Source organism: Chryseobacterium cucumeris, from assembly GCF_001593385.1.
Lineage (GTDB): Bacteria > Bacteroidota > Bacteroidia > Flavobacteriales > Weeksellaceae > Chryseobacterium > Chryseobacterium cucumeris.
In genome coordinates this window covers 20,786-44,723 of the sequence record NZ_LUVZ01000003.1, presented here as the reverse complement: position 1 = coordinate 44,723, position 23,938 = coordinate 20,786, and the positions used below count along the sequence as shown (strand labels likewise).

Below are 23,938 nucleotides of genomic sequence, written 5' to 3'. Positions count from 1 at the left end.
TCGCACCTGGCTGAATCCACTTTCTGCTGCGGGGTAACCGCTGCTATCAGGGCTAAGGGCGGTTTGAATTATAATTGATCAATTATCAATTATCAATCATAATATAAAATTATCCCAAACCTCTGTGTCAATCTGTGAGATCTGCGGTAATAACAAAAAAGAAGCCCATCTTTCGATAGACTTCTTATGAAAACAAGATTAAAATATGGATTTATTCTTTCTTAATATCCGGAACTGCCAACGGAGCCTGATCCCAACCACCGCCAAGCGCTCTGTAAACAGCAACACTCGCTTTAAGTTGGTTCACTTTCTTCTCTACCAGCTCAAACCTGGATTCCAGAGCATCCCTTTGAGTCAGTAAAACTTCCATGTAATCAGCACGGGCATATTTGAACAGGTCGTTGGAAATATCTATAGACTTTGTTAAAGCATCCACTTCCTTCGTTTTGATATTCACACTGCTTTCCAGATTATGAATTTTAGCCAATTGATTGGCTACCTCAATATAAGCTCCCAAAACAGTCTGCTCATAATGATACACTGCCTGAATCTGTTTGGCGTTGGCATTATTGTAAGCGGCCTTAATCGCCCTTCTGTTGATCAATGGTGCCGTAAGTTCTCCCGCAAGAGAAAACAGAAACGACTGAGGTTTGATGATATACAACGGATTAAAAGCCTGTAACCCGGCTCCTGCAGAAAGATCAAGAGAAGGGTAGAACCTTGCTTTGGCCACTTTAATGTCAAGCTTGGCAGCAGCCAGTTCATATTCAGCCTGTTTGATATCCGGACGGTTTTCCAATAGTTCGGAAGGCATTCCTCCATACACAGCTTGCGGAATAACAGAATCAAAAGAATCCTGACTTCTTTCCACGGGTTGTGGAAATCTTCCCACCAGATAATTAATCCTGTTCTCCGTTTCAACTATCTTCTGCTGAATGTCATACTGCATTCCCTGAGTTTTCAGAACCTGGGCTTCAAATCTCTGTACTGCCAGTTCATTGGATCGCGCATTCTTCTTTAATTCTTTGATAATATCCAGCGCATCATTCTGAATTTTGATATTCTGATTCAGGATTACCAACTCATTATCCAATGCCAGGAGCTCATAATAAGAATCTGCAATCTCAGAAATAAGATGAGTGGTCATGAAGTTCTTTCCTTCAATGCTGGCAAGATATCGCTGTACCTGTGCTTTTGTCGCATTATGCAGCTTTCCCCAGATATCCGTTTCCCACTGTGCCTGAACACCTGCTCCAAAATCAAATAAAGGTTCCGGCATTTCTCTGCCGGGCTCTATTTCGGTATTGGCCTCCATAGCTCCGATATTGGTGTATCGGCTTACTTTGTCTACACCAGCTCCGGCTTTTAAACCTACAGAAGGAAGATATTCCCCTTTCCTGGCTTTGATTTCATTTTTAGACATTTCAATTTCCTGAAGGACAATATTCAGTTCCTGATTATTCTGAAGGGCCTGACTGATCAGCTCTTGGAGATGCGGATCACTGAAATATTCATTCCACTTCATTTTTCCGGTATTGATAGTGTCGTTTTCTGCTGAACCGTATTTTTCAGGGACGGTTTTATTTTCAGCACGCTGTGCTATTTCTATAGGTTTACAGGCAGTAAGACTTAATAAGACGACTGCCAGACCTGCATATTGATATATTTTTCTTTTATTCATAATGGATCATGTCTTCGCTTAATGGAGATTCATCTTCGTCTTTGATCATTTTTTTACCATCAGACCACTTGGCAAATATGTAGTAAAGCCCCGGAATTACAATCACTCCGAACAGTGTTCCTATCAGCATTCCTCCCAGTGAAGATGCCCCAATGGTATGGTTTCCGATCGCTCCCGCACCTCTTGCAAAAACAAGCGGAACCAATCCTGCAATAAAGGCAAAAGAAGTCATCAGAATCGGTCTGAAACGGGCTTTGGAGCCTTCTACGGCAGCTTCGAGAATAGAATCTCCTGCCTGACGCCTTTTCACGGCAAATTCTACAATAAGTACTGCGTTTTTACCCAGTAATCCGATAATCATGATCAATCCTACCTGTGCATAGATGTCATTTTCAAGTCCCATTGCTTTTAATAATAAGAAAGACCCGAAAACTCCTACCGGTAAAGAGCAAAGTACCGCAAACGGAATCAGGAAACTTTCATACTGAGCCGCCAGAACCAGATACACAAATACCAAAACAACAAGGAAGACATAGATCGCTTCATTACCACGTTGTGCCTCATCATAAGACAACCCTTCCCATGCCACTTTATATCCGTGAGGAAGTGTTTTGGCAGCCGTTTCATTAATGGCCTGGATAGCATCAGCAGTTGTATATCCTGCAGCAGGAAGCCCACGGATGGCAGCGGAATTGTACATGTTATAGCGGGTAATTTCATTAGGTCCCTGTGTCTTTTTCATCGTCATAAATGCTGAATAAGGAACCATTTCATCACGGTCATTTTTCACATACAGATTCATAATATCTGTCGGAAGTCTTCTGAATTCCGGAGAAGACTGTACATACACCTTGAAGAACTGCCCGAAACGGATAAAGCCCTGTTCATAGGTACTACCGATCAGAATGTTGAGGTTGTCCATCGCTTTTCCGATAGAAACTCCTTTCTGCATGGCTGCATTATTATCAAATACCAGCTCATACTGAGGATAATTAGCCGCAAAAAAGGTGAAGACTCCTGAAAGCTCCTTACGCTTTTTAAGCTGTGCGATGAAATCTTTATTGGCTTTATCAAATTCCTGATAATCTGTCGTTCTGTTCAGATCCAGAAGTCTCATAGAGAAACCTCCCGAAGATCCGAATCCCGGTACAGCTGGTGGTTCAAAGAACTCAATGGTAGCTCCAAGATCTTTTGATTTTTCTTCCAGTTCTTCCATGATCTCCTTCACAGAATGATCACGGTCGTTCCAGCTTTTAAGGTTAATCAGACAGGTTCCTGCATTCGAACCACGGCCTTCCGTCATGATTTCGTATCCGGCCAGTGATGATACAGATTCCACACCGTCTACACCCATACAGATTTTCTGCAATGTTCTGGAAACCTTATTCGTCTGTTCAAGGGTAGAACCCGGAGGAGTCTGGATAATAGCATAGATAGTTCCCTGGTCTTCATTCGGGATAAACCCGCCAGGAAGTACTTTATTGATCATCACAATTCCGGCACAGAAAGCAATCAGAATTCCCCATGTTACCACCTTTCGGCTTACGATTTTTCTAAGGAATGAAGCATATTTTCCTGTTATTTTATCAAACCCGCTGTTAAAAGAGTCTAAAGCTTTGGTGAAAATATTGACTTTCTTAGGCTTTCCATGATGGTTTTTCAATAGCATTGCAGCTAAAACCGGAGTCAGAGTAAGGGCTACTACCGCAGAAATCACAATAGAGCTTGCCATGGTAATAGAAAACTGACGATAGAAAGTTCCCACCGGACCTGTCATAAATGAAATAGGAATGAATACGGCTACCATCACGGCTGTAATGGCAATAATAGCTCCGGCAATTTCACCCATCACTTCTTTTACCGCTTTATAAGGCGAAATATTACTGTCTTCCATTTTGGCGTGAACGGCTTCTATCACTACAATCGCGTTATCAACCACAATACCGATGGCCAGTACCAAAGCAAAAAGAGTAACAAGGTTGATGGTTAACCCAAAGAATTGGATCACAAAGAATGTTCCGATCAAAGAAACCGGCACGGCAATAATAGGAATCAAAGTAGAACGCCAGTCGCCAAGGAAAATGAAAACCACGATGGCCACAAGGATAAACGCATCTCTCAACGTATGCATTACCTGTTCGATAGAAGCATCAAGGAATTGGGAAACGTCATAACTGATTTTATAATCAACTCCCGGAGGAAAGTTCCCTTTCATTTCTGCCAGTTTTGCTTTCACATCTCTGATTACGTCATTGGCATTACTTCCGTAGTTTTGTTTCAATACAATGGAAGCAGAAGGATGTCCGTCAAGATTGGAATAAATATCAAAGAATTCACTTCCCAATTCTACTTTGGCAATATCTTTTAGCTTTACATTTTCTCCTTCGGCATTGGAACGCACGATAATATTTTCATATTCTTCCGGTTTGTTGTATTGCCCTTTATAAGTCAGTACATATTCCAGTGACTGTGCTGCAATACCGGAACTTTGTCCGATTCTCCCCGGGCGTCCAATGATACTTTGTTCGCCGATAGCTTTCATCACCTCATCTACAGAGATGTCATAAGCACGCATACGGTCAGGGTTCAGCCAGATACGCATGGCATATCTTCGGCTTCCCAGGATCTGAGATTTTGCAATTCCGTGGATACGGTTAATTTCCGGGATGATATTCACCATAGAGTAGTTGTACAGGAATTTTTCATCCATACTTTTATTGGTGCTGTAAAGGTTCACGTACATCAGCATACTGGGCTGAATCGGGTTTACTACAACCCCTTCTTTCTGTACCAGTTCCGGTAATAAAGGCATTACCTGATCCACTCTGGTTTTTACCAGAACTACCGCTTCATTGGGATCGGTTCCGGGATCAAAGACAACGTTCACCGTAGCTTCCCCGGCACTGGTAGCATCGGTGGTGATATAACGCATTCCCTGAACTCCATTGATGGCATTTTCAATTGTAATCAAAGATGATTTTACCAATACATCTGCACTCGCTCCCGGATAAGCAATAGAAACAGCTACGGTGGTAGGGGCAATTTTTGGAAACTGTTCAGTAGGAAGCTGCTTCATAGCAATCCCTCCCATAAACAGGATCACAACCGATATCACAATGGCGAAAACCGGTCGGTGTATTACTTTTTTAAACATAATGCTGTTTTTGGGTTACTCGGCGTACAGATCCAGGTTCGACATTACTTTTTCAGGCTTTTGGTATTTTGAGCTGATCTTCTGGTTTTCCTGAACCATTCTAAGCCCTTCCAAAAGGATTCTGTCATCCTTTCCAAGCCCTGAAGCGACGACATAAATATGGGGTAATTCAGCAGCCACTTTTATTTCTCTCGCATGTACTTTACCATCTTTACCAATCACATAGACATATTTCTTTTCCAGCTCTTCGAAAGTCGCTTTCTGTGGAATCATCATTGCATTGGCATAAGGTGAGGTGATAACGATGTTTCCGGTTTCTCCGTATCTCAACAGTCCTTTCGGATTTGGGAAAGTAGCCCTGTAAGCGATATTTCCGGTTTCATTGTCAAAATCAGACTCTATGGTTTGTACAATACCATCTTGTGTAAACTCTTTGCCATTGGCCATTCTTAAACGTACATGCATTGGATTATTATCCTTTTTGGCATCCATCTGATTAAGATATTCAGCTTCCGGTACATTGAAATATACCCACATTTTGCTGTTGTCGGAAAGCTCGGTTACAAGCTCACCTTCATCTACAAGACTTCCTTTACGTACGTGTAATTTTCCTACAATTCCATTGAAAGGAGCACGGATTTCGGTAAATTTTAAATGGGTATTCATTGAAGCAAGTTCGGCCTGCGCTTTTTCATACCTTGCTTTAGCCATAGCCATTTCCTGAGGGGCAACAATGTTTTTGTCAGAAAGATTTTTGGTATTCTGATATTCAATTTCTGCGTATTTGGTTTCCGCTTTGGCACGGTTTACATCAGATTCATAAAGATTAGGCATGATTTTGAACATGAGCTGCCCTTTCTGAACAAACTGCCCTTCATCTACATAAATAGACTGGATGTATCCTTTTTCCTGGGCACGAAGCTCAATATGATTGATAGAACGGATCTGTGCAACATAATCTTTGTTGACTAAAGTATCTTTAATAAGCGGGCTTGTTACGTTGAATGACGCTGCTTCTGTTTTTTCCTTTTTTTCAGATTGACAGCTTACAAACAAGAGAATAAGGCACAAGTTGATATACATGAGACTTTTCTTGACCATGATAAATATTGTTTTTATAATAATTTATAATTGAAAAAATAGAGTTACCGGCTCTCACAATAAAGCATGAAAGCAGATAAGGTTTTCGAAAAAATTAGTATAAAATCACAGTCGGATGACCCTGTACTGAAGGTACAGATCATCATGTAAGGTCTTTAAATGTTCTGATTGAGCAAGTGAAACAGCAATTTGTTTGTTGTGAAATGTCGTGACAAAGCCTGAAATAAGATGCCAGAAGCCATCTTTGAAAAGAGCAATAAGTTCTGTAGAACCGGAGGACTCTACGTTGTCGTCATTTTCATTGTCGTTTTCAGAAAGATTAGCTCTGATTTTATTGTAGCGGGGATGGCTGACATTGTAGGCATCATTAGACTCATTTTTAAGAAATGCAAAAGATTCTTTGATGCTCTTTTTTTCATGAACAAGAAGATCCGTAGTAAAATGAAGGTCAGAAGAAATATCCGTTGAAATATACTGCTGAATTTGCCCATAGTACCATCCTAAAACGGTAAGCAACGCAAATAACAAACTGTACAAATATTGATAAAATCTTTTCCGCATTCCAGAGACAAAGGTAATTAAACTTAAAAATAGGTGCAACGGCTAAAGATTAAAAAAGTGTTAAAAATTTGACCGCTTCATTGAAAAAATACATCTGTTTATGATGTTTCCTTTTTGGCTAATAAGAAAATAGGTTTTAGTGAAGTCTTCTGATGAATATTTCCAATTTTGTCTATGCAAAAAAATAACAGGTGCTTTAGGGAACATCTTAAACCATTTACAAAAGGATTATATTTTTTATATGAGCATGAACAAAAAAATTAAAGCATAATATTTCTAGCTGGAGGCTCAAAAAAATAATATTATCTTTGAATTAGCTTTACTTTGCACAATTTTTGCTATAACAAGCTACTTTTATTTTATCGGTTAAAACATAACTGACAGTACAAACCCCTCCAATATTTAGTATGATGAAAAAATACCTTATTTATATATCACTTTTTGCAGCACCCTTATTTTGGGGGCAAGGTAAAGTAACTGAAGAATCTGCATACCAGCAGAACCTGACATTATCAGAGAAAGAAAATGCAGCAATGGCATTTGATGCCGATATAAAATTGTCCGATGCAGAAATGACTTTGGATAAAAAACTCTTCCAGATCCGTAAACAGTTTCTCAGTGATTCGGAAGCAAAGAAAATATCTTTATATAACAGTTCTTTTAATGAATTAAAACCATTAATAGAAAGCAGCAAACTGTTTGAAATCCTTCAGACCATGCCGAAGGGTGGTCTGTTGCATACCCACAGTGGGGGAATTACAGATGTGAAATGGATTATTTCGACTGCCAGAAAATATCAGGAATGCTATGTTTTTGATCAGAAAGATAATGATCAGTACATTTTCGGACAGCTGGCTTTTTTTGAAAAAGGAAAAGTTCCGGAAGGATTTGTAAGCCTTGATAAAAAGCTGGCCTCAACCACTGGTTTTGAAAAAGAACTGCAGGACCTTCTTACATTGAAACGAGACAATCTTTGCTCTTACACAGATTATTGGATTGAATTTGAAAAACGTTTTAAGCGCATCAGTCTGCTGCTTCCGTACCGTCCTTTCTTTAAGGCATATTATCTGAAAGGATTTCAGGATTTGATAAAAGACAAAGTACAGCACGTAGAAATCAGATATATCTTTGATGAACTTTATGATTTTCAACATGGAAAATATCCTATGAAGACGACGATTACAGATCTGCAGGATATTCTTAAAGAAGTACATCAGTCAGATCCGCAGTTCACCCTTAAACTGATCTATTCGAGTTTTAAATTTTTAGATAATGAAAGTATTGAGAAGCAGCTGGAAACAGCATTTGAAATGAAGAAGGAATTTCCGGATATGATCTCAGGCTTTGACCTTGTGGCAGATGAAGCAGCGGGACATCATATCAGTTTTTTTGAGAAAAGCTGGGCCAAAATGAGCGGACTTCATAAAAAATACGGAGTAGAACTGCCTCTTTTCCTTCATGCCGGAGAAAGCAATTCTATCCTGAATAAAAATATTCTGGATGTAGCGCTGCTCAACAATAAAAGAATTGGTCACGGACTGAATCTGATCTATTTCCCCCAAACGATGGAACAGATCAGAAAACAGGATAGGCTGGTGGAAGTAAGCCCACTTAGTAATCAGATCTTAGGATATGTAAGTGATTTAAGGAACCATCCTGCAAGGGTTTTATTGAGCAACGGAGTACAATGTTCCATTAACAGTGATGATCCTTCAGTGTATGGATACACAGGTCTGAGCTATGATTTTTGGGTAACACAGATCTATTGGGAACTTAATGTGAAAGCATTGAAAAAACTGGTTTTTAATTCCATTAATTATTCTTCTATGAATGATGGTGAAAAAAAGAAAGCAATAACTTATTTGAACCAGCAATGGAATGATTTTGTTCAGAAAACAAATCAGAAATTAAATTAATCGGAGTTTTTCTAGAAAATAAAATCGCATTATTGAAGTCAATAGTGCGATTTGTCTTTTTAATAGCTCTCCATTACTTTTTAAACATTACTTTGGATAATTCTTTTTTGATAACAGTGGTCAATTTTGATGGACTTACTTGAGTCAGAGCCAAAGACTCACAACCATTGAAAATGGCAAAGCGTTTTAAGGTCTCTATGAAAGGCTTAAGCCATAAATCAAGATTAATAGTACTGTTTTCAATATGTAAATGAATAAGCTCCAGTTTTTTTTCTTTTCTGTGCGCTTTACAGTCAACCCTTCCGATAAACTGATCTCCAAACAGGATAGGCAGACAGAAATAACCATACTGTCTTTTTTCTTTTGGAGTATAGCATTCCAGACGGAAATCAAAATCAAAAATCTGTTTGATTCTATCCCGATGAATAATGGAATTGTCAAACGGAGACAACAGCCATACACTGGAGCTTGCCTGATCAAATGTTTTTTCCAGTATTTCATTTTGAACAAAAACAGAAGATCCTCCTTCACTGGTCACTTTTGATATTGTATCTTCTTCAAGCATCATCTGTAAAACCTTATTGACATTCGTTTTTAAAGCATTTCCTTTTCTGAGGTGAGTGATTTGTTTTAATGTCGTAAATCCATAGGCTCTCAGATTGGTTTTTACCAGATATTCTGCAAACTCCAATGGAGTAGGTTCTGAGGTATTCGTGGAAGATGGCAGAACCCTTTCGGCCAGATCATAAGTTTTCTGCATTCCGGAACGTCCGCTGATCATCAGATCTCCCTGCATGAAAAGTCTCTCTAGAGCCAGCTTGGCAGGTTTCCAATTCCACCAGCTTCCTGCTTTATGGCTTTCATTCTCAAAATCTCTTGCTCTTTTAGGACCTTCATTGCGGATGGTATCTACTACATACTTCATCACTTTAGGATCAGCATTGTAATAACGGGATTCTCCTCTTTTAATCATCAGCATCTGAGGCAAAACATATCGGAAATCCTGCATCGGAAGGTAAGAAGCAGCATGAAACCAATACTCAAATACTTTACGGTCCTCTACCAGTTCTTCCAGATTATCTGTCTTAAAATCCGGGATTCTTGTCCATAGCGTATGGTGATGAGCCCGCTCCACTATAGATAATGTATCAATCTGTATATATCCGAGATGTTCCAAAGCGTTCAAAACTGCAGTTTTTCCGGTTCCGAATGGTGTATTTTGTGTTAATCCCTGACTGTCTAATGTTAGCCGTTTTAAGTGTTCCGGTGTCAGCTTCTTTTCCATATTTTAATTTGAATAAAACACGTTTGATGATGTTCCTCCAAATATAATGATTTGGCAGAAAAACATTAAAGAGTTTCTGACTTAAGTATATTGAGGATGAAGTGCAAAGATCAGTTGTTTTGACGGTTATTTCTTTTCAATTCTCTTTCTACTTCATTTATATAAGGAAGGGGAGTAAGGTAGCTTTCTTCAATATACTTTCTGATACTTTCGTCCGTTTTTTTGTTAACCTTTCTGATGAAAAGCTGATTACCAGATTTTAATGATTGAATATAATTGAATGTATTCTGTGTATTTTGAAAAAAGGAGGTCTCAAGTACTGCTCTTTTATCATCATTGACGATAATATCATTGAAAGATGTATTCATAAGAACAGTCTGAAAAAATGAATCTGCAGGTAAAAAAGTATGAAGATAATAGTCTTCAAAATCCATTACCATTTTGTTGTTTGTTAAAAATAAGCAGGTTTCTCTTGTAAACATAAACCATTTACCACCTATATAAGGAATCACATCTTTCATAAAAGATCTTTTGTAGATGAAAGATGAAATAACATAAGCCAATTCTGTAAAGTGATTTTGTATTCTTTTCAGCGTGTCGGGTCTGTAAAACTTTTGATCATAATAAAAAAGATAATTCCTGCCTTTATTGGTCGTAAGAAATTTACGGATAATATTTTGTGATTTCAATGGATAATCTTCACCGCTCAGATTAATAAAATAATCCCATTCTTTGCTTACATTCAGGAGAAATTCCATAGCGTTCAATTCTGCCTGAACGATGTTGAAACCTCCCGAAACTATATTCATACTGTCCAGAATATAGACATTGGGAAAATGAACGATGTAAAGTTGTATTTCTTCAATGAACTCTTGTTTCGCTTTTTTATCAATATGGATAAGATAAAACTGATCCCTTGTATAGATTTTCTCAAACATGCTTTTAAATACTTCAGGTTTATGATGTATCATAATGAAATAAGCAATTCTTACATGTGGGCCGGAATGGGATTCTGATATTCTGGGAGAAGGTTGGGGGATGGGTGAAAAAGCTTGCATATTCCGGAGTTTAAAATCATCCGCGTCAGCAAATAATTTGGTTAATTTGCAGAAGGTACGAATAAATTTTTGATAATCAGTTAATTAAATAATGTGGTATTCTTTTTTTTTATTGTAGGTTTGCAGAACATTTATAAAAACAGGTCACTGCCTTTGCTATTCTGTCATAGTTTAAAATCACTTTTTTCTTTCAGTTTTGCTTTTTCAGCTACCAATTTATAGCCTTTGTTTTCATAGTGGAAATAAAAGATTATAAAGTTCTATTGTAGATAAGAGCGACACGTTATTGCCTGGCCATTCGTAATATAGATAAAAATATTATTGTAGCTGAAGCAAGAGAAAGATAAACAGAAAAGAATACTCTTTTGTTTGTCATTATAATATACCGATTCAAATTCTGATCAACAGATTTGTGTTAAGATACCGGGAATGCCGGATTTATAATGAATTTTAAAAATTTAAATCTAATTAATCCTATTATCCGTGCAGTGACAGAAGCCGGATATTCCAGGCCTACTGAAATACAGTATTCTGCAATTCCGCATATTTTGGCAGGAAGAGATATTATAGTGTCTGCACAGGCAGGTGCTGGAAAAACAGCTGCATTTGCGATGCCTATTTTACAGCTGCTGAAAAGACAAACTCCGGATCATAAAGAAATAAGAACTTTAATACTTACACCCACTCAGGAACTGGCAATACAGATAGAAGAGAATTTTAAAATCTACAGTAAATATTTACCATTATCTCTGCTTTCTATTTATGAAGGGGTTTCCATTGGAAGCCAACTTGCTGCACTGAGAAAAAGAGTAGATGTTCTTGTGGCAACACCCGGAGGATTGCTTGATGTAGAAAATCAGAGACATATTGATCTTTCTAAAATTGAGCTGTTTGTTTTAGATGATGCCGATAAAATGCTTGATATGGGATTCGCTAATCATATAAAAAAAATATTAAATCTGGTTTCTCATAGAAGACAAAACCTGCTTTTTTCTGCTGCAATGCCGGGAAGTTTAAAATATTTCGCCAAAGCAATCCTGAACAAGCCTGTAGAGATTATTGCAGATCCTGCATCTTCAATACCACAGACGATGAAGCATCCGGATCTTAAAAATATTCAACCATTGATGGGAAGCACAATACCCCTCAGAATATCATAAATAAAATCTGTAGCGTTTACAGATCATAATACACAATTTTTTAATAACAATTACAATGCAAGAAGGCACCGTAAAATTTTTCAATGAAGCAAAAGGCTTCGGTTTTATTACTCCGGCAGACGGAAGTAAAGATATATTCGTACATTCTTCAGGATTAAACACAAGAATGATCCGTGAAAATGATAAAGTAGTTTTTGATATACAAAAAAGCGATAAAGGTTTAAATGCTGTTAACGTAACGTTGGCATAATAAAAGTCTCAATTGCAAATATGTTGAAATAATATACTTTGCCATATCAAGCCTCATATTTTATATTTTTTCTTATTCAAATCCATAAAACTTCTGGATCTGGATATATTGTCTGAAAGAACATTGATGTAATACGGATTACTTTTTATTTTTTATTTTCATGATGTTCATTAGCCTCTTACTTTTATGTAAGAGGTTTTCAGGGATTTAAGAAAATAAGGCAGCAATTGGTCTGAATATTGACAGACTAAGACCGGATGCCTGGAAAATAAATATGCAGACTTGATATACACTCGGCTACGATGATAATGATTGAGCTGTACATATTGTAATTCCTAAAAGGTTCAGAAAAAGATATGATTATTATTAATAATTTTAGTGAGTATAAGTCTCTTGAAGGGCAAATGCTGGGAGATTCTGCCTGGCATACGATAAGTCAGGATCAGATTAATAGATTTGCAGATGCCACCCTGGATCAGCAGTGGATTCATACGGATCAGAAAAAGGCAGAGAAAGAAGGACCTTTTAAATCAACCATTGCTCATGGGTATTTAACATTATCTTTGATTCCCTATCTCTGGAAACAGATTGCAGATGTGAGAAATGTAAAAATGGAAATCAATTACGGAATAGAAAATCTTAAGTTCGGAGAAGCTGTTCCCGTAAATAGTGATGTCAAACTACAGGCAACCGTAAAATCTGTTACTAACCTCAGAGGAACTGTAAAAGCAATCGTGGAAGCCAAACTCCTGATTAAAGACCATGTGAAACCTGCCTATACTGGAGATGTGATTTTCCTTTATCATTTTAAAGATTGATTTTATTGTGAATGTTCAAGTTGTTGATATTTTGCATTTTATAAATAACAAAACATCATTGAATACAATGATGTTTTCGATTTTGATGACCTTCTAATAAAATAATTACACTGTAAGTACAATCTTCCCCAATAAAGGTCTGTCCCGTTTAGAATCCTCTATTCTTTGATGAGCTTTTTGAACCTCTTCAAGCGGATATATACTGTCTATCACAGGTTTTACTTGTCCGTTCTCAATTAATTCAGTGATCTGATACAGCTCATCTCTGCTTTGTCGGGTAAAAACAAAATGATAGGTGGCATTTTTTTCCCAGGCATTGATAAGGTTTTGAGGTTGTGGAATATCTACCAGTGTTACAACAGAACCATAATCTGCTAAAGCAAGTGGGCTGTCTGAAAGTGTTGTTCCTCCTACAGTATCAATAATCACATTAACTCCTTTTCCGTTGGTATGTGCTTTTATTTCTTCAATCCAGTTTTCCTTATGGTGATCAATGACTACATCTGCTCCAAGCTTTTTTAATTCCTCATGCAGAACACTTTGTCCAGTTGTATACACAAAAGCACCCAGTGATTTCGCAACTTGTATAGCCAGTGTTCCTACGCCACCTGCACCACCAAGAATGAGAATGCTGTCTCCTTTTTTCAATTGAGCTCTTACTACAAGCATTTCCCAAACTGTTCCTCCAATAAGTGGAATGGCAGCAGCCTCTTCATAGCTGATGTTATCCGGCATTCTGGATAATGAGGACTCATCAGTAAGGTGATACTCCGCATAACTGCCTGAGCTGCCAAAGCGAGGAGAATAGTAGACTTTATCACCAGGCTTCCATTGTTTGACCGCTTCACCTACAGTCATAATATCACCAGCGATATCATGACCCGTTATAATAGGGAGTTCGAAAAATGATTCATAATCTCCCCGTCTTATCTGATAATCAAGAGGATTAATAGATGTTGCTCGTACTTTTACTAATACCTGAGAAGGATTTGTTATCATAGGAACAGGCATTTCCGCAAGTTGCAGAACTTCAGGTCCGCCAAAGTTTTTAATGACAATTGTCTTCATAATGAAATGTTTCGATTATTTCTTAATTGATTCAATAGCTTATAGCCACTATCGAGGTAATGTTCCCATGAATTCAAAGATTTCAGCACCTATTTCTTCCGTATTCGTTTCCAGGGCAAAATGTCCGGTGTCATAAAATTTTAATTTGGCTTCCGGCAGATCTTTTTTATAAGCTTCAGCTCCTGCAGGTAGGAAATAGGGATCTTTGTTCCCCCATACCAGTAATAATTTGGGCTGATGCTTTCTGAAATATTCATGGAATTTTGGATATAAAGCCACATTGGTTCTGTAATCTTTAACCAGATCCAGCTGGATTTCAATATTTCCAGGTCGGTCAAGGAATTTTTGATCAAGAGTATAGGCTTCCGGAGCAATCAAAGAAGGATCAGACACACCATGCTGATACTGAAACAAAGTAACTTCTTTAGAAACAAAACCTTTTAATGCAAGACGGTTGGCTTCCGTTGTGTCATGCCAGTATTTTTGGATCGGATTCCATTCACTGCTTAATCCTTCTTCATATGCATTTCCGTTTTGTGAAATGATCCCTGTAATTTTCTCAGGATTGTTCATCGCGAGACGTAAACCTACCGGAGCGCCGTAATCAAAGATGTAAATAGCAAAACGTTTCATATCCAGCTTTTCTACAAATGCCTGTACGGTTGCTGCAAGATTGTCGAAGGTATAAGAGAACTCCTTATGATCAGGAGCGTCAGAATAACCGAATCCCGGTAGATCCGGTGCTATGACATGGTATTTTTTGCTTAAAATCGGGATCAGATTTCTGAACATATGAGATGAGGTAGGATAGCCGTGTAAAAGAAGTATCGTAGGCGCATTGGCTGGACCTGCTTCTCTGTAAAACAGATTTAAATCATTTACTTTGATGTTGCGGTAGTGAACAGGTTGATTTTTCATAATGTGATTATTTACATATAATTTTTGATTGTTTTATGCCATTGTCATAGTGCCAGTGAAAAAGGACAACTGATACACCTGCAATGAATGGTCTTGAAATTATTTTCATTTATTTTTTTTGATAGTCCAAAATTAATACGGATATTTGATTATTAAAAACGATTAATTGTAATGAATTGGATCACTAATAATGATTGATTAAGATGAACATTAATGATTTGAAAATATTTGAAGCCGTAGCTGAAACGGGAAGTTTTACAAAGGCTGCTTCTGTGATGTTTACGGTTCAGTCAAACGTTACGGCAAGAATAAAAAGTCTTGAGGATGAGTTTGATACAAAGCTTTTCTCCCGTACATCCAGAAGGGTAGAGCTTACTTCTGAAGGGATGATCCTGATGCAGTATTCAAAACAGATTCAACATTTGGTGGAAGAAGCAAAAAATAATATCCGGAGTGGTGATAATATCAGAGGATGTCTGAAAATAGGCTGTATAGAAACAACCATGGCGCTGAAAGTTCCGGAAATCCTCCATACTTTTGATGAAAAATTTCCTGATATTGAGCTTGAATTCAAATCAGATACCAGAGATTCAGTGTTGTCTGATGTTTTGAATTACAACCTGGATGCTGCCTTTGTTTCTGCTCCAGTGAATGCCAAAGGACTGGAAAAAATCTGCATTAAGGAAGAACAGCTTGTGATTCTGGCTTCCTCAAAAGGTCCGGATCTGCAGACGTTGATGGATAAAGAACCCTTAAAAATAGTGGTATTTGATGAAGGATGTATTTTCAGAGAAAGATTAGAATCCTGGTTAAGCCACAAAGGAATTCTTAACTACAAAAGTACAGTTCTGAATTCCATTGAAGGAGTCATCAACTTTGTGGAAGCAGGATTGGGAGTCAGCATATTGCCGGAAGAAGTGGTTACTAAATATTATGCCGGAAGAGGCATTAAGACCTATAAACTGAATAAGCAGCTGGGAACGATGAATACCATTCTTGTTTTCAGAAAAGACGGACCACAGTCAAGAGCATTACAATGTTTTATTGATATGCATTTAGAGGTATAAATTTTACCGGGAAAATAAAGGTTATGGCAAAAACTACCGAGACACTTGATGAGTTTTACAGGAATAAATAGGAAGCTTTATCAGGCGATTTTCCCAAAAATGACGGACAGTTTAATGTCTTCAGAACAGATACAATATTGGAAGGAACTTTCCTCATCCACAGATTTTAAAGAATAGCGCTACAGTCATTTTAATGATGTCATTTTTTACCAAATGGTAAATACACCCAAATGATAATGGCTAACTTTGTCGTTATGAAAGAGTTTATAGAATTTATTCTGCAGTTTGGTCATTTGAACCAGCAGCAAATAGACCTCATCACAAGCAAAGCAAAAGAGGTTGAGCTAAGCAAAGATGAGTATTTTGCAGAAGCAGGAAAAGTCCTCAGGCAGGTAGGTTTTATTCTTGACGGAATCATTCGTATCTGCTATTATAACAATAAAGGGGAAGAAATTACCAAGATCTTTATTGAAGAAAAACATTTGCTCTTCAATCTGAAAAATGTGCCTTCCACAGAATATATTCAGGCAGCTACGGATTGTAAACTGCTTGTGTTTTCTAATCAGGATTGGAAAGAAATTTCAGATACCATTATCGACTGGGAAAATATTATTCAAAAAGTGACCAATAAAGCCCTTGCCCAAAAGCTGGAAAGAGTAAGCCCGTTAGTCTCTCAGGATGCCACCACCCGCTATCTGGAATTTATGGAAAAATACCCCACATTGGTCAATCGTATTCCTTTGTCCTATATCGCTTCTTATCTTGGAATCACGCAGCAGTCATTAAGCAGAATCAGGAAAAATATCAGGTAAGATGCTTTTTACCAAATGGTAAACAGGTTCTTTTTTTATCGTTGCAACTTTGCAATATCAATCTAAAACAATAAAAAATGAACCCAACAATTTTCATTACCGGCGCTTCATCAGGACTGGGAAAAGCCACCGCCAAACTGTTTGCATCAAAAGGCTGGACGGTAATTGCAGCAATGCGATATCCTGAAAAAGAAACTGAACTTACAGAATGGTCTAACATTCATCTCCTGAAATTAGATATCAGCGATTCGAAACAGATTTCAGAAATTGCTTCAAAAGCAGAAAAAATAGGTCCGGTAGACGTAGTCCTTAATAATGCTGCTTACGGACTTATGGGACCTTTTGAAGGAATTGAGTATGAACAGCTTGCCAGCCAGATCAATACCAATTTCTTAGGAACACTACTGGTGACAAAGTCATTTCTTCCTTATTTAAGAGCCAGAAAAAATGGAACAATTATTACGGTAACATCATCTACTGCCAATATTCCTTACCCGTTTGTTTCCGTATATGCTGCCACAAAATCTGCATTGGAAAAGTGGTCTGAAGGAATGAGCTATGAACTGAAAGAGTGGAATATTAAGATTAAAACAGTAGTTCCTGCTTATATGCAGACCAATTTCGGAAATAATGCACAAATGGTTTCGCATCCGGATTACCAGTCTATTTTTAATCAATATATAACAGCCATGAGAGCCGATTCATCCTCAAAACGTGATACTCCTGAAACCATTGCTGATATTGTGTATGAAGCCGCCACAGACAACAGAGAGCAGCTTCATTATATTGCTGGTGCATTGGCAACTTCTGAGTATGAATGGTTGAGAAAAGAAGGAATAGAAACGGTAATTAATGAGATGAATGAACATTTTTTTGGCTAATGAGTCAATAGTTAGTCATGTCTGTAAATAAACTCCTCAATTTCAGTTTGTCTGGCATTGGCAAACCCTTTATCGGTACCGATTTTTACAAAACCACATTTTTCCAAAACCTTTTGTGAACCCAGATTATCAAAGGCAACCCGTCCAAAAATTGGTCTTGTGGTTTCTATTGTGAGAAAATCTTTTAGAGCGGTTGTGGCAATACCTTTTCCCCAGAAATTTTTGTCAATCCAATAAGTGATTTCGACATCATCTTCCATGATAAACTTGGCTATACTTCCAACGATCACTGTACCGGCAATGATCGTTTGGTTGTTGATGGTGGGATCAGCCAGTAGTTTGGTGAACTTGGCGATATAGGCTTCTTTATTGGTAGAATCTTTTGATGTAAATGCTGCCAGATGATTGGCTTCATAATCAAGCTGAAACTGAAAAAGAGTTTCTAAATCTTCCACTACAGTCGGCCTGAGTTTGATGTCATGTTGAATATCTTTCATGGTGTGAGATAGGTGTTGATTGGTTTTCAAATATAGAATTTATTTAAGCTATTTACCTAGTGGTCTGATCTTTAAAAATTAAATTATAGAAGATTTATTTTTCCCACGGATGAAACAGATTTTCCCAAATGTTGATGTTTAAAGTAATGAATTCTTTTTTATACGTACAAATGCCTATCGTCTACAGTACAAATACTTGGCTTCAAAATCGGAAACTTATACTCTGAAATTCGCTCTTTTTTCGCCGTTACTTTGGTATGTTCAAAAGAAGCTTCAAAACCCTGAACAACGGCAGCATCCGAAAAGCCAAGAAAAGAGTAGGAACCATATCAATATTATTATCATGAAAAATCCAGAAAATGTTGCTCCCTTTGTAGAAGCATCACAAATTATTACAGAACTGAAAGACAGAGCTAATGATATTCTTTCCAGTGTTTTAAGTACAAAACTGTCTGCGATCACCATTAACGGAAAAGGAAATTTTCCTTATTACTGGCAGGACCCTTCTAATCTGAAGTTTAATAAGAAAACTTACGACTGGATCTCTTCCAACCTTAGAGCCAATACTGAACCAGTGCAGCTGGATCAGGTGTTTACCAATTATTTTATTGATGCGTTCTCAAAAGTCAATTATTCTTTATCTGTACAAGATACTGCTGTCCTGAATGATGCCCATACAAGAGCTACAGATCAGCAAATGGCTTTACTCAATGCCTGGGTAGCGGCTTATAATACGCTTCCTCCTGCTACCGAGACCATGCAGCCTATTGATATCATTATGGATAAAATAGCTACGGAATGGGCGAATCCTTCCACTACTTTATACCAGATTCAGAAGAGTGATAACCTTGATGCATTATTGAATAAGACCCCGGCAAGTGGTAAACCCATTCTCCCTGTCTTAGCCAATTATCTGGATGCGCTGGGAGCTACAATATCATTACAGAACAATGTAACGATGAATAACGGTTACCTTTCCAAAGCATTGAAGAATGTACAGAACCCTAAAAAAGAAAATGGCGGACTGCTATTGAATGACGATAGTATTTTACCGGCTTTTGAGGTGACCACTCCGCTTAACGAAATTTTAAATGGGCTTAAAAATACTTCTCAGACCGCTCAGATTGATATGCAAGTGACCCGTGAATCTGAAAGCCGTTTCAGTGTTTCCGTAGAAGGGAAGACTGGTTTTTCTATTCCTATCTTTGATTTCTTTACCTTAGGAATTGGGGGGAATGCCAATTATTTCAGTGAAGATATTGCAATCAGCAAAAACTCCATCCAGATCTCGATGATGTTTACGGGAGTTACGCTTGTGAACTTTGGACCCAAAGACTTTAATATTGCCAGCAATATGTACTGGGCGTGGTTTGACCCTATCCGTAAAGCGCAGATTAATAGCGCTGACAAAGAGAATATCTCAGGATATAAGTTTTCTCCGGATCCGGGGATGAAATTCGGACCGGAAGGACCTTTCGGGTTACTGAATGGAGTAGCGATTTCCAATTATCCTACTGTAGAGATCACGGTAACAGGTGAAGATTATAAAAGTATTCAGAAAACTTTTGAGCAATCTTCTTCAGCCACGCTTTCTTTCTTAGGAATTCCGTTGGCAAGCGTTAAAGAATCTACGTATTCTTCTTCCTACTCTGTAGACCATTCTAAATCTTCCATCAAGATTACACTCAGTCCTCCGCCAAGTCTGGTGGCTGGTAACAACAGAGATTCCATAGCATGGGTTCTGGGTGCGGTTGTGGATTATCCGGCTGAGGTAAGTGATGACGTTGAATTTCTTCATGATGAAGAGTTAGTTGCTAAAGGAGCTTATCCTAACTATCAGCTGTATAAAGATAACTTCGGCACTACTTATTGTTCTGTAAAAAAAGTAAAATCTCACGCTGTGGGTGCTACATGGGTAAGTGAATGTCTTGCTGCCCATCCGGGAACAAGCCCTGCAGGAAAACCATGGACAAGCCCTAAACAATCCGGGGTGATCTGGCCTTAAACAACAAAATACGTATAATAAAATAGACTGTCTCAACAAGGCAGTCTATTTTGCTATATTTTAATTCGAGTTTTTTTTATTCTGTCAATTTTCAGACTTTTTTGGTTGAGACCTATTTGACCAGGAGATAGATTCCTACCCCAATGGCGGCATAAGCCGTAACGGTAAGAATATCAGCAATAGGCTGCGAAAATCGTTTTTCTGCAATTCTCTCACTATTGATCTGATTCTTATGGAATTTCAGACTTTTCTTAGCATTGCGAACAGGGTGTGCTACCAGACTGTCTCCTTCCCAACGGTCAACAATGACTTTATAGCTCTTGTTGTCTACTTCAATTCTGACATTTTTACCGGCAGCCAGTTTTTCCTGAACATTCACCGGTGCAGGGGCTGGTTGTGCATTCATGTTTGGAGCGGCAGTAGTTGTCCCCATCATTTGAGAAGAAGTATTATTCGCTATATCGGTATTCTTTTTAGGGCCTTGATTATTGTTAGCTGCCACAGCCGGATCCACTGGCTTTTTTACCTGATAGGTATAGCAGCTGGTAAGCGTAGATAATATAAAGATGAAATAAAGATTCTTTCGCATAAGCCAAATTTAAGAATTAAACGGAATATTTGGGATTTTCTTTTGAAAGATGATGTTTTTTTATTGTTTTTCACCGCATGTAAGACAGGTATCATCCATATCTATAACATTTCTCTGCTACCGCACGAATCCTTTCTTGCGGTAGCAGAGAGAGCTAAAGATGCTTTAAAAGCAGCCCATATTACAATTTTAAAGCATATTTTAAAAACAGAAACAAAAACAGAGCTAAGCCCGCCTGAAATAAAAAATCTTATTCATCAACTGGAGCAATAAATGGGTAGGACCTCCTTGCTAAGAGCCGCTTGTAATGAGATGTTTTTAATAATAAAGTAATAAAAAGGGACAAGCTAAATATAACTTGTCCCATATGTTTATTTTAAAACCTGCTGGTCATAAAGAATATTATCGTCTTCATCAAAGCTTATGATCAACACTTTAAATTGTTTGGCGCTGTCGTTATTGAAAAATTTAATTCTTGGCGGAACATAATCACTGTCAAATAAATTAGGATTCCAGTACAGTGTCTCACGCGTATCATTTTCAATTTTTTCAGGAGCATCATTATCTATCATTTCAATAGGGAATTCTGAAGGTTTATCATAACCCTTGATGATGGATGAGTTGTTCTTTTTTACTTCTTTTTCGTTGCTTTTAGCCTGCATATTGCCCTTCATTGTGTAGATGGCTACGGCATCACCTACCAATCCTGATCCTTTGATGATTTTTACCATCGCAATATTGTTGATGGGAAGAGTGGAGATCATGCTGGGATCGGTAGCTATTTCATCTAAAAAGAGCTTGGCTTGCTGTCCCCGGATATAAGGAACGTTGGCTCCTGAATTATTTCTCTGAAATGTCAGGCCGGCAGCTTTTCCCTGCAGCCAGTCTAAAATATTGGTGTATCCTGACGTATGCTGGTCTTCATTCACGAAATCAAATACAGTAGAATTGACAGAACTGAACATTCCGCTGGAAAGTTGTTTATCAAGATCTGCCTTCGCATCTTTCTTTTTTCCAACTAAAGCAACTTCCTGAATTTGTATATCATTACTCTCTTTCTTTTTTATATTTTTTTGCGTATTGATGGCTCTGGAAATAGTTGGAGGAAGAGTTTTATTTTTATCAGCTTTTACCAATGTATATTTTGTAGCCGGAAAATTGCCCTTAAATGGGGAAGGTGTGACTAACGGTTCTATGGTGACAAACAAATCCTGATTCCCTGATTCTTTATTTTCTGAATTGACAAAGGCTGAAACTTCCAGCGGTTCATCATTATTGAGGTTATTTAAATAGATATATCCGTTTTGATCTGTTTTGAATTGGCTGAATACAGGCTGGCTTTGACCGGATTTTGATAATAAATTGATACTCGTGTTGGGTAGCAGAGCATTATTTTTAATAGGTTTTACTCTGTAAGAAAGGTATTTTTGAGATTGGGTTTTAATGGCGGGTACAGTTCCGCTGAGTACAGCATTCCAGTCGAATCTTTTCCAGTTTTCTGAAATAAGAAGTGCATCCAAAGCTTCAGTGTTGGCATTCTTAGCGAAGTATTGTGCAGGGCTGTCTATTCTTGTGGTAAAATCTCCCGTTAGCCAGAGCCCGCTCAGAATATTGTCTTCTTCAGGAGTTGGGTTACCATTATCTTCGCTTACCACAACTGTATAATTTTTGAAATAAGATTCCGGAGAAAGATCAATACTGTTGAAAGCTCTTGGTGTTGGTTTTAAACTCTGACCTACTATTTCTGCTTTCTCAACCTTTAAATTACCAGGTTTTATAAAGCAAAGCCTCTGTGCCACCACATTGTCCTGTTCATCAAGAATAACCAATTGCAGGATACCGTTGGCACCACTACTGATTTTTGTAGGAATAAGGCTTGATGCCTCATTCGTCAGGTGGTTGATATTGGCTCTGTAAGCAAGATGGTTGTTGATCAGTCCAATAATTTTATAACCCTGAAGCTGTTGTTTGAGATTGACACCTTTTAAATTGTACTTTATCCCTTCTTTAGAGCTTGAAACCTCTATATTCAGGCCGCTGTCGGCAACTTGTGGTAGATCTATTGTATGACTTTTTCCTGCATTGTCCTGAATAATGGCCTGATATTTCTTTCCGGATGCCGGAGTTATCTTAAAAGAAGCGACATTTTTATCAAAAGATTTGAATGTAGTAACAGGAGTATTGGGGTTTTGGCTGTCTATAATTTTTCCGGACCAGTTTTCCGGCAGAGAAGAATTGGAAGATAATCTTACAGCAAACTTTGTAGGCATACCGTTAATGAAAGTTCCGCCTTCCGGGAAGACCTTGGCAGACCAATCAGAACTTTTAGAGATTACCAATGATTCTGTAGAGTTTGGATTGTAAACCGGAATTGTTTTGACAATTTGGAAATCCTCATTAAAATTGGTCATGTAAGGGGTGTAAGCTCTTACAAAATAAACCTGTTCGGGAAGATCTTCTTTCAGTTGAAAATCTCCGCTGCCTTCACCATTCGTAAGAAGTACCGTTTTCCAGTCTATTAATTTTTTATCAGAATTATACAGCTCAACAAAAAGCGTAGTGGATAATTCAGAACGGTTATATCCGTCAAATACAAAACTTTTGAACCAGATTTTATCACCAGCTGCATATTGCGGTTTGTCCGTAAGTACATATACTTTTTCCTGCTCGTAATGATCCTCAAGATTGGTAATTGCTTTTTCTAACTTGGTTTGTGCCAGTACAGGCTGTACCATTGAAAGGAGCAATACACAGAACATATTTTTCATAGAAATCTCAGCACATTTTAATTCTTTGCTAATGTAATCATTTAAAGACTTCTGGAGTTGATATTTTATATGTTATTTCACAAGAGTGAAAAGAAATTGATGATGTTTTCAAGTCAAAAATCTTGAGATACAGTGCATGGTGAGGTATTGGAAAATACCAATAGAGAATTGTGAATTAAACAGGAACGTGCTGTAAATTAAAATTTTAGAGATGTGAATTTAATCAACATTTAGTGATAAAAAATATTTTGAATGAATATTTTTATTATTTTTATAAAATAAACTAAAACATGAAAATATATGAAATTTATTACCCTTCCCGAATTCAACCTGACATAGAACCTTAAAA

The 23,938-nt window shown here is 37.7% G+C and carries 20 protein-coding genes; 9 read left to right on the top strand and 11 right to left on the bottom strand.

The annotated features are described in order from the left end of the window. Nucleotides 1-211 precede the first annotated feature (211 nt). The 4 genes from A1704_RS07190 to A1704_RS07175 form a co-directional block, all read right to left on the bottom strand. Nucleotides 212-1,681, bottom strand: coding sequence for a TolC family protein (locus tag A1704_RS07190; protein WP_062671970.1), 1,470 nt, complete (start codon nucleotides 1,679-1,681; stop codon nucleotides 212-214). Continuing rightward, nucleotides 1,674-4,835, bottom strand: coding sequence for an efflux RND transporter permease subunit (locus A1704_RS07185; protein WP_062671968.1), 3,162 nt, complete (start codon nucleotides 4,833-4,835; stop codon nucleotides 1,674-1,676). Before A1704_RS07185 ends, A1704_RS07190 begins: the two co-directional genes overlap by 8 nt. Nucleotides 4,836-4,850: 15 nt before the next feature. Next, a complete protein-coding gene (locus A1704_RS07180; RefSeq protein ID WP_062671966.1) occupies nucleotides 4,851-5,936 on the bottom strand; it encodes an efflux RND transporter periplasmic adaptor subunit in 1,086 nt (361 codons plus the stop codon). 105 nt (nucleotides 5,937-6,041) lie between these two features. Next, the gene (locus A1704_RS07175; protein ID WP_131797483.1) at nucleotides 6,042-6,473 is read right to left on the bottom strand and encodes a hypothetical protein; all 432 of its coding nucleotides are present in this window, start codon (nucleotides 6,471-6,473) and stop codon (nucleotides 6,042-6,044) included. 431 nt (nucleotides 6,474-6,904) lie between these two features. Here A1704_RS07175 and A1704_RS07170 point away from each other — a divergent pair, with 431 nt between their 5' ends. Continuing rightward, complete coding sequence (locus A1704_RS07170; protein WP_062671961.1) at nucleotides 6,905-8,413, top strand: amidohydrolase family protein; 1,509 nt, start codon at nucleotides 6,905-6,907, stop codon at nucleotides 8,411-8,413. Between the two features lie 73 nt (nucleotides 8,414-8,486). Here A1704_RS07170 and A1704_RS07165 read toward each other — a convergent pair whose 3' ends face one another. Then, nucleotides 8,487-9,698 carry a winged helix-turn-helix domain-containing protein gene (locus A1704_RS07165; protein ID WP_062671959.1) on the bottom strand — a complete coding sequence of 404 codons (1,212 nt, stop codon included), beginning with the start codon at nucleotides 9,696-9,698 and terminating at the stop codon, nucleotides 8,487-8,489. A gap of 110 nt (nucleotides 9,699-9,808) precedes the next feature. Beyond that, complete coding sequence (locus tag A1704_RS07160; protein ID WP_062671957.1) at nucleotides 9,809-10,756, bottom strand: beta-1,6-N-acetylglucosaminyltransferase; 948 nt, start codon at nucleotides 10,754-10,756, stop codon at nucleotides 9,809-9,811. A 443-nt stretch (nucleotides 10,757-11,199) separates the two neighbouring features. Between A1704_RS07160 and A1704_RS07155 the strand changes: the two genes are divergently transcribed. The 3 genes from A1704_RS07155 to A1704_RS07145 all read left to right on the top strand — a co-directional run bounded on the left by A1704_RS07155 (nucleotide 11,200) and on the right by A1704_RS07145 (nucleotide 12,984). Continuing rightward, on the top strand, nucleotides 11,200-11,916 hold the full coding sequence (locus A1704_RS07155; RefSeq protein WP_228432471.1) for a DEAD/DEAH box helicase: 717 nt from the start codon (nucleotides 11,200-11,202) through the stop codon (nucleotides 11,914-11,916). A 55-nt stretch (nucleotides 11,917-11,971) separates the two neighbouring features. Next, nucleotides 11,972-12,166 (top strand): cold-shock protein, encoded by a 195-nt coding sequence (locus tag A1704_RS07150; RefSeq protein WP_062671956.1) that lies wholly within the window; start codon nucleotides 11,972-11,974, stop codon nucleotides 12,164-12,166. A gap of 356 nt (nucleotides 12,167-12,522) precedes the next feature. Further along, on the top strand, nucleotides 12,523-12,984 hold the full coding sequence (locus A1704_RS07145) for a MaoC family dehydratase (protein ID WP_062671953.1): 462 nt from the start codon (nucleotides 12,523-12,525) through the stop codon (nucleotides 12,982-12,984). A 105-nt stretch (nucleotides 12,985-13,089) separates the two neighbouring features. Here A1704_RS07145 and A1704_RS07140 read toward each other — a convergent pair whose 3' ends face one another. Both A1704_RS07140 and A1704_RS07135 read right to left on the bottom strand, forming a co-directional pair. Then, a complete protein-coding gene (locus A1704_RS07140; RefSeq protein WP_062671951.1) occupies nucleotides 13,090-14,052 on the bottom strand; it encodes a zinc-binding dehydrogenase in 963 nt (320 codons plus the stop codon). Nucleotides 14,053-14,100: 48 nt separating this feature from the next. Continuing rightward, a complete protein-coding gene (locus A1704_RS07135) occupies nucleotides 14,101-14,970 on the bottom strand; it encodes an alpha/beta fold hydrolase (RefSeq protein WP_062671949.1) in 870 nt (289 codons plus the stop codon). 203 nt (nucleotides 14,971-15,173) lie between these two features. On the opposite strand from A1704_RS07135, the gene A1704_RS07130 reads away from it, so the two are divergent. The 3 genes from A1704_RS07130 (at nucleotide 15,174) to A1704_RS07120 (ending at nucleotide 17,730) form a co-directional block, all read left to right on the top strand. Beyond that, a complete protein-coding gene (locus A1704_RS07130) occupies nucleotides 15,174-16,037 on the top strand; it encodes a LysR family transcriptional regulator (RefSeq protein ID WP_062671947.1) in 864 nt (287 codons plus the stop codon). A 254-nt stretch (nucleotides 16,038-16,291) separates the two neighbouring features. Further along, the gene (locus A1704_RS07125) at nucleotides 16,292-16,849 is read left to right on the top strand and encodes a Crp/Fnr family transcriptional regulator (RefSeq protein ID WP_062671945.1); all 558 of its coding nucleotides are present in this window, start codon (nucleotides 16,292-16,294) and stop codon (nucleotides 16,847-16,849) included. 77 nt (nucleotides 16,850-16,926) lie between these two features. Beyond that, a complete protein-coding gene (locus A1704_RS07120) occupies nucleotides 16,927-17,730 on the top strand; it encodes an SDR family oxidoreductase (protein ID WP_062671943.1) in 804 nt (267 codons plus the stop codon). Between the two features lie 11 nt (nucleotides 17,731-17,741). Here the strand turns inward: A1704_RS07120 and A1704_RS07115 are convergent, their stop codons facing one another. Beyond that, complete coding sequence (locus A1704_RS07115; protein WP_062671941.1) at nucleotides 17,742-18,227, bottom strand: GNAT family N-acetyltransferase; 486 nt, start codon at nucleotides 18,225-18,227, stop codon at nucleotides 17,742-17,744. A 343-nt stretch (nucleotides 18,228-18,570) separates the two neighbouring features. Between A1704_RS07115 and A1704_RS07110 the strand changes: the two genes are divergently transcribed. After that, on the top strand, nucleotides 18,571-20,232 hold the full coding sequence (locus A1704_RS07110; protein ID WP_062672140.1) for a hypothetical protein: 1,662 nt from the start codon (nucleotides 18,571-18,573) through the stop codon (nucleotides 20,230-20,232). 112 nt (nucleotides 20,233-20,344) lie between these two features. Here A1704_RS07110 and A1704_RS07105 read toward each other — a convergent pair whose 3' ends face one another. Further along, nucleotides 20,345-20,821, bottom strand: coding sequence for a hypothetical protein (locus A1704_RS07105; protein ID WP_062671938.1), 477 nt, complete (start codon nucleotides 20,819-20,821; stop codon nucleotides 20,345-20,347). Between the two features lie 42 nt (nucleotides 20,822-20,863). Here A1704_RS07105 and A1704_RS07100 point away from each other — a divergent pair, with 42 nt between their 5' ends. Then, nucleotides 20,864-21,094 carry a hypothetical protein gene (locus A1704_RS07100; protein WP_062671936.1) on the top strand — a complete coding sequence of 77 codons (231 nt, stop codon included), beginning with the start codon at nucleotides 20,864-20,866 and terminating at the stop codon, nucleotides 21,092-21,094. Nucleotides 21,095-21,192: 98 nt separating this feature from the next. On the opposite strand, the gene A1704_RS07095 is transcribed toward A1704_RS07100, so the two are convergent. Then, on the bottom strand, nucleotides 21,193-23,589 hold the full coding sequence (locus A1704_RS07095; protein WP_062671934.1) for a hypothetical protein: 2,397 nt from the start codon (nucleotides 23,587-23,589) through the stop codon (nucleotides 21,193-21,195). Between the last annotated feature and the right edge of the window lie 349 nt (nucleotides 23,590-23,938).

Bases quoted from the DNA above. Each gene is read 5' to 3' on its own strand.
- A1704_RS07095 (WP_062671934.1), bottom strand. From the start codon at position 23,589: ATGAAAAATATGTTCTGTGTATTGCTCCTTTCAATGGTACAGCCTGTA.
- A1704_RS07160 (WP_062671957.1), bottom strand. From the start codon at position 10,756: ATGCAAGCTTTTTCACCCATCCCCCAACCTTCTCCCAGAATATCAGAA.
- A1704_RS07130 (WP_062671947.1), top strand. From the start codon at position 15,174: ATGAACATTAATGATTTGAAAATATTTGAAGCCGTAGCTGAAACGGGA.
- A1704_RS07105 (WP_062671938.1), bottom strand. From the start codon at position 20,821: ATGCGAAAGAATCTTTATTTCATCTTTATATTATCTACGCTTACCAGC.
- A1704_RS07155 (WP_228432471.1), top strand. From the start codon at position 11,200: ATGAATTTTAAAAATTTAAATCTAATTAATCCTATTATCCGTGCAGTG.
- A1704_RS07170 (WP_062671961.1), top strand. From the start codon at position 6,905: ATGATGAAAAAATACCTTATTTATATATCACTTTTTGCAGCACCCTTA.
- A1704_RS07140 (WP_062671951.1), bottom strand. From the start codon at position 14,052: ATGAAGACAATTGTCATTAAAAACTTTGGCGGACCTGAAGTTCTGCAA.
- A1704_RS07115 (WP_062671941.1), bottom strand. From the start codon at position 18,227: ATGAAAGATATTCAACATGACATCAAACTCAGGCCGACTGTAGTGGAA.
- A1704_RS07110 (WP_062672140.1), top strand. From the start codon at position 18,571: ATGAAAAATCCAGAAAATGTTGCTCCCTTTGTAGAAGCATCACAAATT.
- A1704_RS07165 (WP_062671959.1), bottom strand. From the start codon at position 9,698: ATGGAAAAGAAGCTGACACCGGAACACTTAAAACGGCTAACATTAGAC.
- A1704_RS07150 (WP_062671956.1), top strand. From the start codon at position 11,972: ATGCAAGAAGGCACCGTAAAATTTTTCAATGAAGCAAAAGGCTTCGGT.
- A1704_RS07190 (WP_062671970.1), bottom strand. From the start codon at position 1,681: ATGAATAAAAGAAAAATATATCAATATGCAGGTCTGGCAGTCGTCTTA.
- A1704_RS07120 (WP_062671943.1), top strand. From the start codon at position 16,927: ATGAACCCAACAATTTTCATTACCGGCGCTTCATCAGGACTGGGAAAA.
- A1704_RS07125 (WP_062671945.1), top strand. From the start codon at position 16,292: ATGAAAGAGTTTATAGAATTTATTCTGCAGTTTGGTCATTTGAACCAG.
- A1704_RS07145 (WP_062671953.1), top strand. From the start codon at position 12,523: ATGATTATTATTAATAATTTTAGTGAGTATAAGTCTCTTGAAGGGCAA.
- A1704_RS07185 (WP_062671968.1), bottom strand. From the start codon at position 4,835: ATGTTTAAAAAAGTAATACACCGACCGGTTTTCGCCATTGTGATATCG.
- A1704_RS07180 (WP_062671966.1), bottom strand. From the start codon at position 5,936: ATGGTCAAGAAAAGTCTCATGTATATCAACTTGTGCCTTATTCTCTTG.
- A1704_RS07135 (WP_062671949.1), bottom strand. From the start codon at position 14,970: ATGAAAAATCAACCTGTTCACTACCGCAACATCAAAGTAAATGATTTA.